Origin of the sequence: Sulfuricaulis sp. (genome assembly GCF_049587675.1) — a bacterium.
In the GTDB taxonomy this organism is placed as follows: Bacteria; Pseudomonadota; Gammaproteobacteria; order Acidiferrobacterales; family Sulfurifustaceae; genus Sulfuricaulis.
Window position 1 is genome coordinate 1 of sequence record NZ_JBAVEJ010000183.1, and the last position, 13,016, is coordinate 13,016.

Below are 13,016 nucleotides of genomic sequence, written 5' to 3' on the forward strand. Positions count from 1 at the left end.
GAGCAGAAATGCGCGAGCTTGGCGCCTTCCTGCGGCAGCGTTTCATCGTGGAATTCCTGCGCCTTCTCGGGGTCGAGGCCGAGGTTGAACTGATCGGCCCAGCGGAACTCGAAGCGAGCCTTAGATAGCGCGTTGTCGCGCAGTTGTGCGCCGGTCGCTGGCGAAACCTACGTCAACAATGTCGGATACAGCCGGGCGGCCAGGAACAGCAACAGCACGAATACCAGACTCATCACGCCGAAGTCGAGGGCGGCGCTGTGGACGCTTTCACCGCCGACGATCATCAAGCCGCGCAGGACATCCACCAGATAGGTCAGTGGGTTGAGCCGGGCGATGACCTTGAGCCAGTCGGGCATCAACTCGATCGGGTAGATGGCGTTGCTGGCGAAGAACAACGGCATGGTCAGGACCTGGCCGATGCCCATGAACCGTTCACGCGTCTTCACCAGACAGGCGATGATCAGCGAAAAGGTCGCGAAGGTGGCGGAACCGAGCATCACCGCCAGCATGACCGCCAGAATATTGGTGAGCTCCCAGTGCATGCCGATGTGCAGCGCGGCGGCGATCACATAGACGACCACCGCCTGGATGAGACCGCGGACCGCCGCCGACAGCGCCTTGCCGAACACCAGCGCGCCACGCAGCGCCGGGCTGACCAGAAGTTTATGGATCACGCCCAGATCGCGCTCCCAGATCACCGCGATGCCGTAGAAGATGGCGCTGAACAGCACGCTCTGGCCGAGAATGCCGGGGGTCATGAACGCCAGGTAGTCGACATTGCCGGTGGGGATGACGCGTGCGCGGCTGAACACCTGGCCGAACACCACCAGCCACAGCACCGGCTGCACGGCGCGCGAGAACAACTCGGTCGGATCGCGCAACAGTTTGCGGATCTCAACCCGCGCGATCGCGTGGCTGTCGCGCGCGAATTCGCCGAGCTCGGCGAGCCTAACCGAGACGCTGGATGGTGCGGCGGGTGGTGCGGACATTGCGATATTCCCCGGCCTCCGAGATGGCGCCGCCGCTGTAGTGCGCGAACACGTCGTTGAGCGTGGCCTGTGGACCCACCGACGTTTTCAAACCTTGCGGCGTACCGAGTACGGCGATCCGGCCTTCGTGCATGATGCCGAGCTCGCTGCACAAGACCTCCGCCTCCTCCATGTCGTGCGTCGTCAAAAAGATCGTCGACCCATGGTGCTTCTGCAGTTCAACGAGGCGCTCCCACACGCTGGACCGGGCCACCGGGTCGAGGCCGATGGTCGGCTCATCCAGAAACAACACCGCCGGCCGGTGCAGCATCGCCTGGGCCAGTTCGAGGCGGCGGATCATTCCACCCGAATAGGTTCGCACCAGCCGCCGCGCCGCCGCCTCCAGGCCCATGAAGTGCAGGGCCTCCTCGACGCGCGCGCGCACCTCGCCGGGCGGAACGCCATAGAGCACCGCTGACAGTCGCAGGTTTTCGATCCCGGTGAGTGCGCCATCGGCCGACAGCAGTTGCGGTACGTAGCCGATATGGCGGCGCACGGCGCGCGGCGAGGTAAGCACGTCAAAGCCCGCGACCCGCGCGGTGCCGGCGCTCGGCCGCAGAAGCGTTGTCATCATCTTGATGGCGGTGCTCTTGCCCGCGCCGTTCGGGCCGAGCAGACCGAAGATGGTGCCCTGCGCGACCACCAGATTCAGACGATCGACCGCGGTCAACTCGCCAAAGCGGCGCGTCAGATCCGACGTCTCAATTGCAGGCGGGCTTGAAGATTCCAATGGGCGGGCCGTTCTCCGTTCTGATGTCCGCGCTGCCGGTCGAGACCGGTGGTCACGATGGGGATAGGAAGTATAAGCAACCTTTTATCTGGAAGTCACAAGAAAACTGGGGTCAGATCACGGTTTCCGCTAAATATTATCTTGACCCAGAAACTAAAAGGTCTTTCTGAAGAACCTCAGGAGAATCTCCGATAGACACCGGGGGCGATTCGGGATTATGTTGATGACGCTCCAAGTTTCCGCTGTCCAGGTGGATGATTCACCATGGCAGACAAAACCCTTTCTTCCTGCCTCGTCGAATCGTCCGCGCCATCGCGCATTGTATCGATCACGTCCTGAGCGCGCGCGGCGTCTCCTTCAAATCCGGTTACATGCACACATGGAGGTAGTCATGAAAGACCAAAAAGACCAGGATTCCCCTTTGTCATCTCAATCCGATCAAACCACCGATGCGTCGCGCCGCGATCTGCTCAAGTTGAGTGGCATCGCCGTCGGCGCCGCCGCGTTGGGCGGCGTCGGTGGAATGGTCGCGACACCGGCGGCGGCGTCCAGCTTCGCGGGTGGCGACCACAACGTTCCCCGCTGCCGGGTGATCGACGATCTGCTCAAAAACAACAAGGCCTACGCGAGCAACCCGGCCAATGCCGGTGACCTGGGCCTGCCGATCCGGCCCTCCAAGCGAGTCGCGGTCGTCGCCTGCATGGACGCGCGGCTCGACGTCGAGAAGCTCCTCGGCCTGCGCGTGGGCGAGGCGCATGTCATCCGCAACGCCGGCGGCGTGATCACCGAAGACGCGATCCGCAATCTCATCATCTCGCATCACCTGCTCAACACCGAGTGCTGGATGCTGATCCATCACACTCGCTGCGGCATGCTGGCCTTCAAGGACGATCTGCTGCGCGCCGGTCTCGAAGGCGATCCGAACGCGGTCGCGGCCCTGAGCGGCGCCGTCGGAAGGACCTTCGTGAGTCCGGGCGTGTCGATGGCAGATCCCGCGCACTTCGCGGCCTTCCGCGGCGGCGCCACGCCGCTCGACTCCGACAAGAACACCACGGACGCCAACGGACACTCGAACTTCACGCGCCTGCAATGGGACGTGCGCCGCGGCCTGTCGCGCATCATCAATCATCCTTGGACCCCGACCACGGGCCCGGATGCGGTACGCGTGCGCGGCTTCATTTATGACGTGGATACCGGTCTGCTCAGCGAGGTGTTCCTGACCGGCGCGGCGGGGGAGATGGGGCCCTTCGATGCCGGATTGCCGTTCTGCTAACCCTAGGGGAATTGCCCGTACGGGGGCGGCGCACTATCGGCCGCCCCGCGGGCCATGACATTCCCGCCTTCGCCTAGGCCTTGTTGTAGACCTCGCTTCCGGACTTACGGAATTCGACGGCTTTTTGTTCCATGCCTTTCTTCAATGCCTCCGCTTCCGAAAGCTTCTGGCTGGCGGCGTAGTCGCGAACCTCTTGGGTGATTTTCATCGAGCAGAAATGCGGGCCGCACATGGAACAAAAGTGCGCGAGCTTGGCGCCTTCCTGCGGCAGCGTTTCGTCGTGGAATTCCTGCGCCTTCTCCGGGTCGAGGCCGAGATTGAACTGATCGGCCCAGCGGAACTCGAAGCGCGCTTTCGATAGCGCGTTGTCGCGCAACTGCGCGCCGGGGTGGCCCTTGGCGAGGTCGGCCGCATGGGCTGCAATTTTGTAAGCAATAATCCCGTCGCGCACGTCCTGCTTGTCGGGCAATCCCAGGTGTTCCTTGGGCGTGACGTAGCACAGCATCGCCGTGCCGTACCAGCCGATTTGGGCCGCGCCGATGGCGGACGTTATATGGTCGTAGCCCGGCGCGATGTCGGTGGTCAGCGGGCCGAGCGTGTAGAACGGCGCCTCGAAGCAGTCTTCGAGTTCCTTGTCCATGTTCTCTTTAATCAGCTGCATCGGGATGTGGCCCGGGCCTTCGATCATGGTCTGCACGTCGTGCTGCCAGGCGATCTTGGTGAGTTCGCCCAGCGTTTCCAGCTCGGCGAACTGGGCGCGGTCGTTGGCGTCGGCGATCGAGCCGGGGCGCAGGCCGTCGCCGAGCGAGAACGCGACGTCGTAGGCCTTCATGATCTCGCAGATGTCCTCGAAGTGGGTGTAGAGGAAGCTTTCCTGGTGATGCGCCAGGCACCACTTGGCCATGATCGAGCCGCCGCGCGAAACGATGCCGGTGACGCGCTCGGCGGTGAGCGGGATCCACGGCAGGCGCACGCCGGCGTGGACCGTGAAGTAATCCACGCCCTGCTCGGCCTGCTCGATGAGTGTGTCGCGGTAGATTTCCCAGGTGAGTTCCTCGGCCTTGCCGTCGACCTTTTCCAGCGCCTGGTAGATCGGCACCGTGCCGACCGGCACCGGGCAGTTGCGGATGATCCACTCGCGCGTCTCGTGGATGTTCTTGCCGGTGGACAGGTCCATGAGCGTGTCGCCGCCCCAGCGCACCGACCACACCATTTTCTCGACTTCCTCCTCGATGCTCGAGGACACGGCCGAGTTGCCGATATTGGTGTTGATCTTCACCAGAAAATTGCGGCCGATGATCATCGGCTCGGATTCCGGGTGGTTGATGTTGTTGGGGATGATGGCGCGCCCGCGCGCGACTTCCGCGCGCACGAACTCGGGGGTGATTTCTCGGGTCGCTCCCGGCATCCTGCCTCCCGCGACATTAGTACGTCCCTGTACGTCAGGATGCGGACCAAAATGAGTTCCGGGATGCTGCTTCAAGAGCTTGGCGTAGCGCGGGTCCTGGCGCAGCTCATTGAGCCGCAGTGTTTCGCGAACGGCGATGTATTCCATCTCGTGCGTGATGATGCCCTGGCGCGCATAGTGCATCTGCGACACGTTTGCGCCGGCTTTGGCGCGGCGCGGCGTGCGGATGTGTTCGAATCGCAGGCTGGCGAGCTTCGGGTCGCGCGCCCGCGCCCGACCGTATTCGGAGCTGGGGCCGTCGAGCTGCACCGTGTCGTTGCGCTCCAGAATCCATTTCTCGCGCAGGGCCGCGAGGCCGGCGCGCAGGTCGATGTGCGCGGTCGGGTCGGTGTACGGCCCGGAGGTGTCGTATACCGTGATCGGCGGATTCTCCTCGGCGCCGTGGCTCGAGGACGTCGGCGTCTGCGTCACTTCGCGCATGGCGACGCGGATGTCCGGACGCGGGCCGGTCACGAAAATCTTGCGCGAGGCCGGGAACGGGCGGATGGCCTCGGCCGAAAGCGTCGAGGTCGGTTGCAGAAAATCTTTGGGGTTGGCGCTCATAATGACTACCTCACTAAAACAAATCGTGGGTATGAGCGGCGGGGCAAAACTGAGGAGGCTTCAAGAAGCTTTCCTACGCCGGGACTAACCGGTTCAGGTTCGAAGGGTGTATCTCAGCTGGCCATCGGCCAGCACCCCTAGCTCATACGGATGGTTTCAAGCTAAAGGATTCCCGGGGGGAATGCAACCTTACGGGTAGGCGTGGAATTCCCTCTTGTGTCATGCCCGCGTAGGCGGGCATCCAGGGTTTACATGGTATCGCGCGCTTCGCGCGCGATTACATAAACAGCACTGTTGCTGCCCGGGGTGCAACAATCCCCGTTGCACCCGCCCGGCGGCGCGAACATACGTTAAGTATGTTCACGAAAACCCGCCTCGCCCCGCTTTCGCGGGCATGACAAGCAATCTGTGCAAGCTTTTCCCCGTCGGGGCGGCGTGACAACACAACACCCGCCCTGTCTGCTGGAGCCTGGATGCCCGCTGAAGCCTGCCCTCGAATGCTTTAGTCGGGGGCGGGAATGACAAGCAATCTCTGCAACCTTTTGCCCGTCGGGGCGGGCATGACGGCAATTGTTAAAAGCCTCCGTAAAATACCCTCCGCTAATGCCCTCATAGAGGTTCCAAGCTTGCACGCCCCGGCCAAACTGCTTACCCTAGTCGGCCGTTTACCCCTATACCGTGTGCGTAAAATATGATTTCGCTGAATTTTGATGCCGCGCGTACGTCCATGATCCTGAATCAGATGCGTGCCTGGCACGTTCACGACGACCGCGTGCTCGACCTCATCGCGCGCATGCCGCGCCAGGACTACGTGCCCGCGGCCAGCCGCAACCTCGCCTACGTGGACATGAACATCCCGCTCGGGCACGGCGAAGTGATGATGACGCCGAAGAACGAGGCGCGCCTGGTGCAGGAACTGGAAATCGACCCCAAGGACAAGATTCTCGAGATCGGCACCGGCAGCGGCTACGTAACCGCGCTGCTGGCCAACCTCGGCCGCCACGTGGTGAGCGTCGAGATCCGCCCGGAATTCACCACCGAGGCCGCGACCAAGCTCGCGCGCCACGGCATCCGCAACATCACGCTCGAAGTCGGCGACGGCGCGCGCGGCTGGGACCGCCAGAAGCCGTACGACGTGATTCTCATCACTGGCTCGCTGCCGATCCTGCCCGAGGCGTTCCGCGACAGCCTCGCGCCCGGCGGACGGATGATCGCCATCGTCGGCCAGTCGCCGGTGATGGAGGTCAAGCGCATCCGGCGTCTCGATGCCCACATCTTCACCGAAGATTCGTTGTTCGATACCGACTTGCCACCGCTGCAAAACGCCATCGAGCCCACCCGGTTCGTATTCTGAGTGTTGTTTCGTTCATGATCCGGCAACTCACCGTGCATGAGCTGAAGGCACGACTCGACGAGGAAAAAAAGGATTTCACGCTGCTCGACGTGCGCGAGCCGTGGGAACTGAATATCTGTTCCATGCCGGGCGCCATCTCCGTCCCCATGCGTGCGATCCCGGCGCGTTACCTGGAACTGCCCAAGGACCAGGAGATTGTCGTGGTCTGCCATCACGGCGTGCGCAGCCAGCAAGTGGCGAATTACCTCGAGCGCCAGGGATTCAACCGGCTCAACAATCTGGTCGGCGGCATCAACGCCTGGGCGCATGAAGTCGACCCGAACATGTCGACCTACTGAACGGCCCCGGCACGCATGCCCCCAGCCTTCAATCGCGCGCAGGGATACCCTGATGGCGGCCAGGACCGGGGGATTTACCGCTGGCGTCAACACGAATATCGACGTGCTGACACCGGCCGCGATCTTTACCCCCAAGCGCGACCGAGCCCCGACGCGGTATGATTAGGGAACTTGTGATTAAGTCTGTTCGTGGTGAGCCCTTCGACTTAGCTCAGGACAGGCCTGTTGAACCATGAACGGACGGCCTGGTTATTACCGTTATTGCCGTTCACCCTTCGACAGGCTCAGGGCGAACGGGGGGCTTAATCAGAACTTCTTTAAACGACTGAACCTGATGCGTCTGAGACAGACGGCAGTAACCCTGAGCGAAAACAAGCTGAAACGGACCAACGCATGGCTTCCATGACCGAAAAACGCTTACACACGCCGCGCGAGGCAGAGACCGCGTTCTACGCTGCGTTCATCAAGCGCGACGTTGACGCGATGATGGCGGTATGGGCGGAGAGCGACAACATCAGCTGCGTGCATCCGCTCGGCCAGATCGTGACGGGGCGTGCGGCGGTGCGCGATTCGTGGGAATCGATCTTCCGCAACTCGCCGGAGATGCAGTTCATGATCACCGAGCGCTCGCGCACCCAGAACGGCGAGATCGCGATGCACATCGTCGAGGAGCACATCCGCACCAAGGGCGAACCCCCGTCCGCGCCAATGCAGGTCACCAATATCTACCGCCTGACCGAGGGCGGTTGGCGCATGATCCTGCACCACGCCTCGCCGGCCTCGCCAACCCCTCAGAAGGCCGAGTCCAAGACGCTGCACTGACTTGTGGGTGGCTGACCCACTCCATTGCCGTCATCTCCGCCCCCGACTAAAGCATTCGAGGGCAGGCTTCAGCGGAGATCCAGGCGTCGTCCCCGCGAAGGCGGCCCCAATCCTCGTTGTCATCTCCGCGAAGGCGGAGATCCAGGACTTGAATGGTATCGCGCGCCATGCGCGTGATCTCAAAACCTAATTGCGGGTGGCTCCGCCCCTGCACCCTGGGTTCCTTTTCTTTGCTCGTGCAAAGAAAAGGAACCAAAAGAAAGCACGCCCCGGAGCCGCCGACCTTTCCCGCTACGCGTCCGGCTCCGCGTGAAAGTCTGGGGCGCACATCCCTGTGCGCCCGTTCACGCTGCCACTGGCAGCGCTCACTCCTGCGCTTCTCGGGAAAATCGGCGCTCGCCTAACTCGCCGGGCGCATGCACCCGGGGCGCGCCGATCCGCGGCGCGCCCGTTCGGCGGCATGGAAGTCCACCGGACTTCCATGAATACTCCGCCTCACCCTCGGGCTCGAACACGAGACTCGCTGTTCCCGATTTTCCCTGCGATGCTCGGCGGCGGCTACGGGTACCCGAAAAACCAAACAGGCGCAGGGTGTACTGAGCGTTAGCGAAGCGCACTGATCGAAAAAAAAGACGTGTGGTACGCGCCCTACATGAAAGATGTAGGGCGGGTTAGGCGCGCAGCGCCGTAACCCGCCGATCGACTGCGCTGATATTCAGTTTCCGAGCAGTTGCTCGATCAGGTGCATGTTGGCCGCGAGCGCGCCGCGGTTTTCTTCGACCATCTTGCGGCCCGCCTCGCCCGCGCTGTCACGGCGGTTGGCGTTGCCGAGAAAATCCGACACCGCCGCGGCGAGTTCCGACGGCGCCTGGATTTGCACGCCGGCGCCGCGCTCGAGCGTCATCTGGCTGATCTCCTGGAAATTGAACATGTGCGGGCCGAACACCACCGGCTTGCCCACCGCCGACGCTTCGAGCAGGTTGTGGCCGCCGGTCGGCACCAGGCTGCCGCCGATGAAGGCGACGTCGGCCGCGCCAAAGAACAACTGCAGCTCACCCATGGTGTCGCCCACCAGAATCTCGACGTCGTCCGCAACCGCCCCCGGGGTCTGGCTGCGCAGCGCGATGCGAAAGCCATGCTTGCGGCACAGGCGCGCCACCGCGGCAAACCGCTCGGGATGACGCGGCACCAGCACCAGCAGCATGTTGGCGAAACGCTTCTGCTGTTTGAGCTGCGCCAACGCCGCGAGAACCGCCTCCTCCTCGCCCTGGTGGGTGCTGGCCGCGAGCCACACCGGCCGGTCCTGGCCCCAGGCGAGACGCAACACCTCGGCGGACTCGCGCAGGCTGGCGCCGGCGTTGAGTTCGAACTTGATGCTGCCCGTGACCGTCACCGATTCCGGATCGGCCCCGAGCGTGAGCAGCCGGTTCGCGTCCGCCTGCGACTGCACCGCGAAGTGGCTCACCTGTTGCAGGGTGGCGCGCGCCAGCGACGCGAAGCGCTGATATTTGCGCATCGAGGACTCCGACATGCGCACATTGGCGACGAATACCGGAATGAAACGTGCGCGGCACTGGTGAAAAATATTCGGCCACAGCTCGGTCTCCATGACGATCGCCAGCATGGGCCGTGTGCGGTCGAGAAAGCGCCGGACCACCGCGGGGTAATCGTAGGGCGCGTAGCAGTGCGCCACCTTGCCGTCGAAGAGTTCCCGTACCTGCGCCGAGCCGGTCGGCGTCATGGTGGTGATGAGCAGCGGGTAATCGGGATAGCGTGCAGTAAGCTCGCGCACCAGCGGCTCCGCGGCGCGCACCTCGCCGACCGACACCGCGTGGATCCAGATCACGCGTGGCGTAGAGAGCGGGGTGATAAACCCGAAGCGCTCCGGGATGCGCCGCCAGTAATCCGGGTTGCTCAGGCCGCGCCACGTCAGGCGCACCAGCACATAGGGGAACAGCAGTCGCAGAAACCAGTTATAGGCGGCGTGCATGTGACAGTCTCGGTGGCGGATGTTCGGAATTATCGCATGCGCAGTGCGCGTGCATCCCGGCAATTTTTCAGCATAAAATAGCCCATGCCCGAGCATCTTTCCGCCGTCATCATCACCCGCGACGTCGCCGACCTGCTTCCCGAATGCCTCGAAAGTATCCGCTTCGCGGATGAAATCCTGATCGTGGACTCCGGCAGCCAGGACGACACGCGCGACATCGCCAAGCGCCACGGCGCGCGCTTCCTGCACCAGGACTGGCTCGGCTACGGCAAACAGAAGCAGTTCGCCGTGGAACGGGCCGCCCACGACTGGGTGATCTGTCTCGACGCCGACGAGCGCGTGAGCCCGGAGCTGGCGCATCGCATCCAGGACGCGCTGCGCGGCCCGGAATTCTTCGCCTACGACATGCCGCGCTGCAACCGCTTCATGGGGCGCTGGCTGCGTCACGGCGAGGGCTATCCCGACCCGAACCTGCGGCTGTTTCACCGCGGCCACGCACACTGGAGCGACGACCCGATCCACGAACATGTCGTCACCACCGGCCCGGTCGGCCGGCTCGACGGCGACCTGCTGCACGACAGCGCTGTCAGCCTCGCTGATTATCTCGACAAGCAGAACCGCTACACCACGCTACAGGCGGAACGGCTGCACGCCCAAGGCAAACACGTCGGCGCCGCGCGCCTGGTGCTCTCGCCGCTGGCGCGGTTCATCAAGTTTTATTTTCTGCGGCGGGGGTTTCTCGACGGCGTGCCGGGGCTGGTGCACATCGCCATCGGCTGCTTCAATAGCTTCATGAAGTACGCCAAGCTGATGCAGCTCGCGCGCGCCAATAAAAGCAAGAGTTAAGGAACCTCTCATTAATTCCCGTTCGTGGTGAGCCCTTCGTCTCGTTCGTGCTGAGCTTGTCGAAGCACGAACGGGCTCAGGACAGCCTTATCGAACCACGAACAGATAGGTTCCTCATATTTTCAGATATTTGCCGTTCATCCTTCGACAGGCTCAAGGCGAACGGCATAATAATTGATCAGAGCTTCCGTAATTTTATTTCTTGAATCCCTACGGCGGCGCCCAGCGGTTGCTCTGCAACAATTCGTACACCACCTGATCGGTCGCGAGCAATTTCTTCTCCAGGTCGTTGAAATAGGCCGGTGGCGGCATTGGCGCCGCGCCGACCGCGCCGGTGTCGAGGCGGTTTTTCAGGCTGGACGTGAGATAACCTTCCTTGCCGATCAGGCCGACGATGCTGCCGGCGGACACGAACGCCACACCGTTTTGCTTGTGCATCAGCGAGTCGCCGAGCGCGCTGAACGGATCCTCGAAGCCCATGAGGTCGACCAGGGTGGGAAAGATATCGAGCTGTGACGCGACCACGTCGTTCGTGCCCGGCTTGACCAGGCCCGGGGCGTAGATCAGCAGCGGCACGTGAAAGCGGTCGGGAATCTTGGCGATCCCGAACTTGCCGATCGGGTGATCCGCGACGAAAACGAAAATGGTGTTCTTGAACCAGTCGGTTTGCGCTACCTTCTTCATGAATTCGCCGAGGCTCCAGTCGGAGTAGTAGAGCGTATTAAGGAAGCCGTCCTCGGTGAGGCTGCCGTGCGGGCGCTTCTCGAAGCGCTCAGGCAGTCGCGCGAACGGCTCATGCGTGCTGCCGGTGTAGACGTACGCAAGGAACGGTTGCTTCTCGTGCGCGAGTTTGTCGGAAACGAACATGAAGGTGTCGTAGTCCCAGCCGAAGGCCGCGGCCCCGGCGTCCGGATATTCGAGCACGATCGGGATGTCCTCCATGCCGTAGTACTCCTGGAATCCGGCGGCGTACGCGATCGCGTCCATGCGGAACGAGCCGCGGTGCGGGGCCTGCACGAAAATCGTGCGATAACCGTGGCGCTGCGCGATCGTGCCGAGACGCGAGATGTTGGTCACCTCCAGGCCCTTGCCGAGATACGGCATGCCGAGGAGCCGCGGGATGCCCGTGAGCGAAGATTGCACGCCCTCGATCGAGCGTTGTCCGTGGGAATAAGCGCGGGTGAAACTGAGGCTCTGTTTCACGAGCGCGTCGAAATTCGGCGTCACGCCGAAATGCCCCCCGGCGAGCGCGTCGATGTAGTGAAAACTCCAGCTCTCCAGCAGCACGAAGATCACGTTGGGATGGTTCGGCTTCGCCATGTAGTCGCGCAGGAACGGATATTTGTCGTCCGTGATCGGATAAATCTGCGCCGCCAGGCGACGCGCCTCTCCCGTATCGAAAAACCGGTGGTTGACGTCACTCGAGGCGTCGTTGGTCATCACGGCGCTGAACACGCCGTTCAGGGTCAGGTTGCCCGCCTCCGTGCTGCCGCTGGTGAAGGCATGCACCACGTTGATCGGCTTGCCGTAGAGCGTCCAGCCGCGCCCGGTCAGTATCAGCGCCAGAAACAACACGACGAACCAGAGTGCGCCGGCGCCGGCGCGCACGGGCACGGTCTCGCGCCGGGCGACGCGCCACCACAGCCAGCCCAGACCGGCGCACAGCACCAGATAAACGAGGACGGCGCCGAGAAAGCTGGTGAAGGCGAGGCGCAACATCGCGCCCATGTCCTGACCGATCGCGAACAGCTCGGTGGCGATGTGGCGGTCGACGTAACCGAAGTACTCGACGTCCGCGGCCAGCACCAGCGCCATTGCCACCGTCACGACCCACAGGATCCACGCCAGCGGCTGGTGCCACCAGCGGCTGGCGGCGAAGCGCAGCGGCAGATTGATCAGCAGCAGCGGGATGGAGAAAAAGACCGCGATGATGGCGGCGTCGAAACGCACGCCGTGCAGAAACGCCCCGAGGATCTGCCCGACGGACAATTTCCCGAAATAGGCGTGGTAATCATAGTAAAACACGACGCGGAAAAGCGTGAATACAGCCAGGGCGAGGCCGAAGTAGTACAGGCTTTTGCGCAGCGGTGTGAGCGGTGCGCCCGCGTAGCGTTCTCCGCTCTGCGGACGGGGCCTCCACGCGACGTTTCTTGCGCCCTTTAATATTGTCATGCAGGTTGCTTCCGATCCATTTTTTCAAATACCTGCGCGAGTTTAGACAGCACGTCGGCGACCTCGATCAGCCGCATCGCTTCACCGCGATGCACACGCGTGGTCCAGTTCACCGATTGCGGGTCCTGCCCGAGGATGGTGCGCACCGCTTCCGGGTACCGGTTCACCACCAGATCGGGATAAAGATACGGGCCCGAAAGCTCCGGCGGCGCGACCGCGTACAGGCCCACGACCGGCGTGCCGACCGCTCCGGCAAGATGCACCGGCCCGGTGTCGGGCGCAAGCAGACAATCCGCGTGCGCCAGTACCGCCGCGAGTTTTTTCGGCGTGGTCGCGCCGATGAGGTTCGTGACGCCGGTGGACACCGCATTCATGATGGTCGCACCGGCCGCCTGTTCGCGCGCGCCCGGGCCGCCGGTCAGGATGATCTGCGCGCCCCAGCGGCTCTGCAC

At 63.0% G+C, this 13,016-nt stretch carries 11 protein-coding genes, 1 pseudogene and 1 riboswitch; of the genes and pseudogenes, 5 read left to right on the forward strand and 7 right to left on the reverse strand.

Translation table 11 applies throughout. The features are described from left to right. The 3 genes and pseudogenes from WB402_RS09505 to WB402_RS09515 all read right to left on the reverse strand — a co-directional run. A pseudogene (locus tag WB402_RS09505) lies at window positions 1–152 on the reverse strand (phosphomethylpyrimidine synthase ThiC); the annotation flags it as partial. 15 nt (window positions 153–167) lie between these two features. Then, a complete protein-coding gene (locus WB402_RS09510) occupies window positions 168–989 on the reverse strand; it encodes an ABC transporter permease (protein ID WP_424207247.1) in 822 nt (273 codons plus the stop codon). After that, on the reverse strand, window positions 949–1,758 hold the full coding sequence (locus tag WB402_RS09515; protein WP_424207249.1) for an ABC transporter ATP-binding protein: 810 nt from the start codon (window positions 1,756–1,758) through the stop codon (window positions 949–951). The genes WB402_RS09510 and WB402_RS09515 overlap by 41 nt, the downstream gene beginning before the upstream one ends. 391 nt (window positions 1,759–2,149) lie before the next feature. Here WB402_RS09515 and WB402_RS09520 point away from each other — a divergent pair, with 391 nt between their 5' ends. After that, window positions 2,150–3,031 carry a beta-class carbonic anhydrase gene (locus WB402_RS09520; protein ID WP_424207251.1) on the forward strand — a complete coding sequence of 294 codons (882 nt, stop codon included), beginning with the start codon at window positions 2,150–2,152 and terminating at the stop codon, window positions 3,029–3,031. 73 nt (window positions 3,032–3,104) lie between these two features. Here WB402_RS09520 and thiC read toward each other — a convergent pair whose 3' ends face one another. After that, window positions 3,105–5,042, reverse strand: coding sequence for a phosphomethylpyrimidine synthase ThiC (gene thiC, locus WB402_RS09525; RefSeq protein ID WP_424207253.1), 1,938 nt, complete (start codon window positions 5,040–5,042; stop codon window positions 3,105–3,107). A gap of 53 nt (window positions 5,043–5,095) precedes the next feature. Next, window positions 5,096–5,191, reverse strand: a riboswitch (TPP riboswitch). Between the two features lie 542 nt (window positions 5,192–5,733). On the opposite strand from thiC, the gene WB402_RS09530 reads away from it, so the two are divergent. From WB402_RS09530 to WB402_RS09540, 3 genes are all read left to right on the forward strand, one after another. Beyond that, window positions 5,734–6,396 (forward strand): protein-L-isoaspartate O-methyltransferase family protein, encoded by a 663-nt coding sequence (locus WB402_RS09530; RefSeq protein WP_424207255.1) that lies wholly within the window; start codon window positions 5,734–5,736, stop codon window positions 6,394–6,396. Between the two features lie 17 nt (window positions 6,397–6,413). Next, window positions 6,414–6,734 (forward strand): rhodanese-like domain-containing protein, encoded by a 321-nt coding sequence (locus WB402_RS09535; protein ID WP_424207266.1) that lies wholly within the window; start codon window positions 6,414–6,416, stop codon window positions 6,732–6,734. A 402-nt stretch (window positions 6,735–7,136) separates the two neighbouring features. Continuing rightward, complete coding sequence (locus WB402_RS09540; RefSeq protein WP_424207257.1) at window positions 7,137–7,556, forward strand: YybH family protein; 420 nt, start codon at window positions 7,137–7,139, stop codon at window positions 7,554–7,556. Between the two features lie 715 nt (window positions 7,557–8,271). Here WB402_RS09540 and waaA read toward each other — a convergent pair. Then, the gene (gene waaA, locus WB402_RS09545) at window positions 8,272–9,546 is read right to left on the reverse strand and encodes a lipid IV(A) 3-deoxy-D-manno-octulosonic acid transferase (protein ID WP_424207259.1); all 1,275 of its coding nucleotides are present in this window, start codon (window positions 9,544–9,546) and stop codon (window positions 8,272–8,274) included. A gap of 84 nt (window positions 9,547–9,630) precedes the next feature. Here waaA and WB402_RS09550 point away from each other — a divergent pair, with 84 nt between their 5' ends. Further along, window positions 9,631–10,392: a glycosyltransferase family 2 protein gene (locus tag WB402_RS09550; RefSeq protein WP_424207260.1), complete on the forward strand. Its 762-nt coding sequence runs from the start codon at window positions 9,631–9,633 to the stop codon at window positions 10,390–10,392. Window positions 10,393–10,602: 210 nt separating this feature from the next. Here WB402_RS09550 and WB402_RS09555 read toward each other — a convergent pair whose 3' ends face one another. Continuing rightward, window positions 10,603–12,564 (reverse strand): LTA synthase family protein, encoded by a 1,962-nt coding sequence (locus WB402_RS09555; protein WP_424207262.1) that lies wholly within the window; start codon window positions 12,562–12,564, stop codon window positions 10,603–10,605. Beyond that, the coding region (locus tag WB402_RS09560; protein WP_424207264.1) for a glycosyltransferase family 9 protein at window positions 12,561–13,016 on the reverse strand (456 nt) is incomplete at its 5' end. The genes WB402_RS09555 and WB402_RS09560, both read right to left, overlap by 4 nt.

Coding starts and splice junctions, on each gene's coding strand:
- thiC (WP_424207253.1), bottom strand. CDS start 5,042: ATGAGCGCCAACCCCAAAGATTTTCTGCAACCGACCTCGACGCTTTCG.
- WB402_RS09520 (WP_424207251.1), top strand. CDS start 2,150: ATGAAAGACCAAAAAGACCAGGATTCCCCTTTGTCATCTCAATCCGAT.
- WB402_RS09555 (WP_424207262.1), bottom strand. CDS start 12,564: ATGACAATATTAAAGGGCGCAAGAAACGTCGCGTGGAGGCCCCGTCCG.
- WB402_RS09540 (WP_424207257.1), top strand. CDS start 7,137: ATGACCGAAAAACGCTTACACACGCCGCGCGAGGCAGAGACCGCGTTC.
- waaA (WP_424207259.1), bottom strand. CDS start 9,546: ATGCACGCCGCCTATAACTGGTTTCTGCGACTGCTGTTCCCCTATGTG.
- WB402_RS09550 (WP_424207260.1), top strand. CDS start 9,631: ATGCCCGAGCATCTTTCCGCCGTCATCATCACCCGCGACGTCGCCGAC.
- WB402_RS09510 (WP_424207247.1), bottom strand. CDS start 989: ATGTCCGCACCACCCGCCGCACCATCCAGCGTCTCGGTTAGGCTCGCC.
- WB402_RS09530 (WP_424207255.1), top strand. CDS start 5,734: ATGATTTCGCTGAATTTTGATGCCGCGCGTACGTCCATGATCCTGAAT.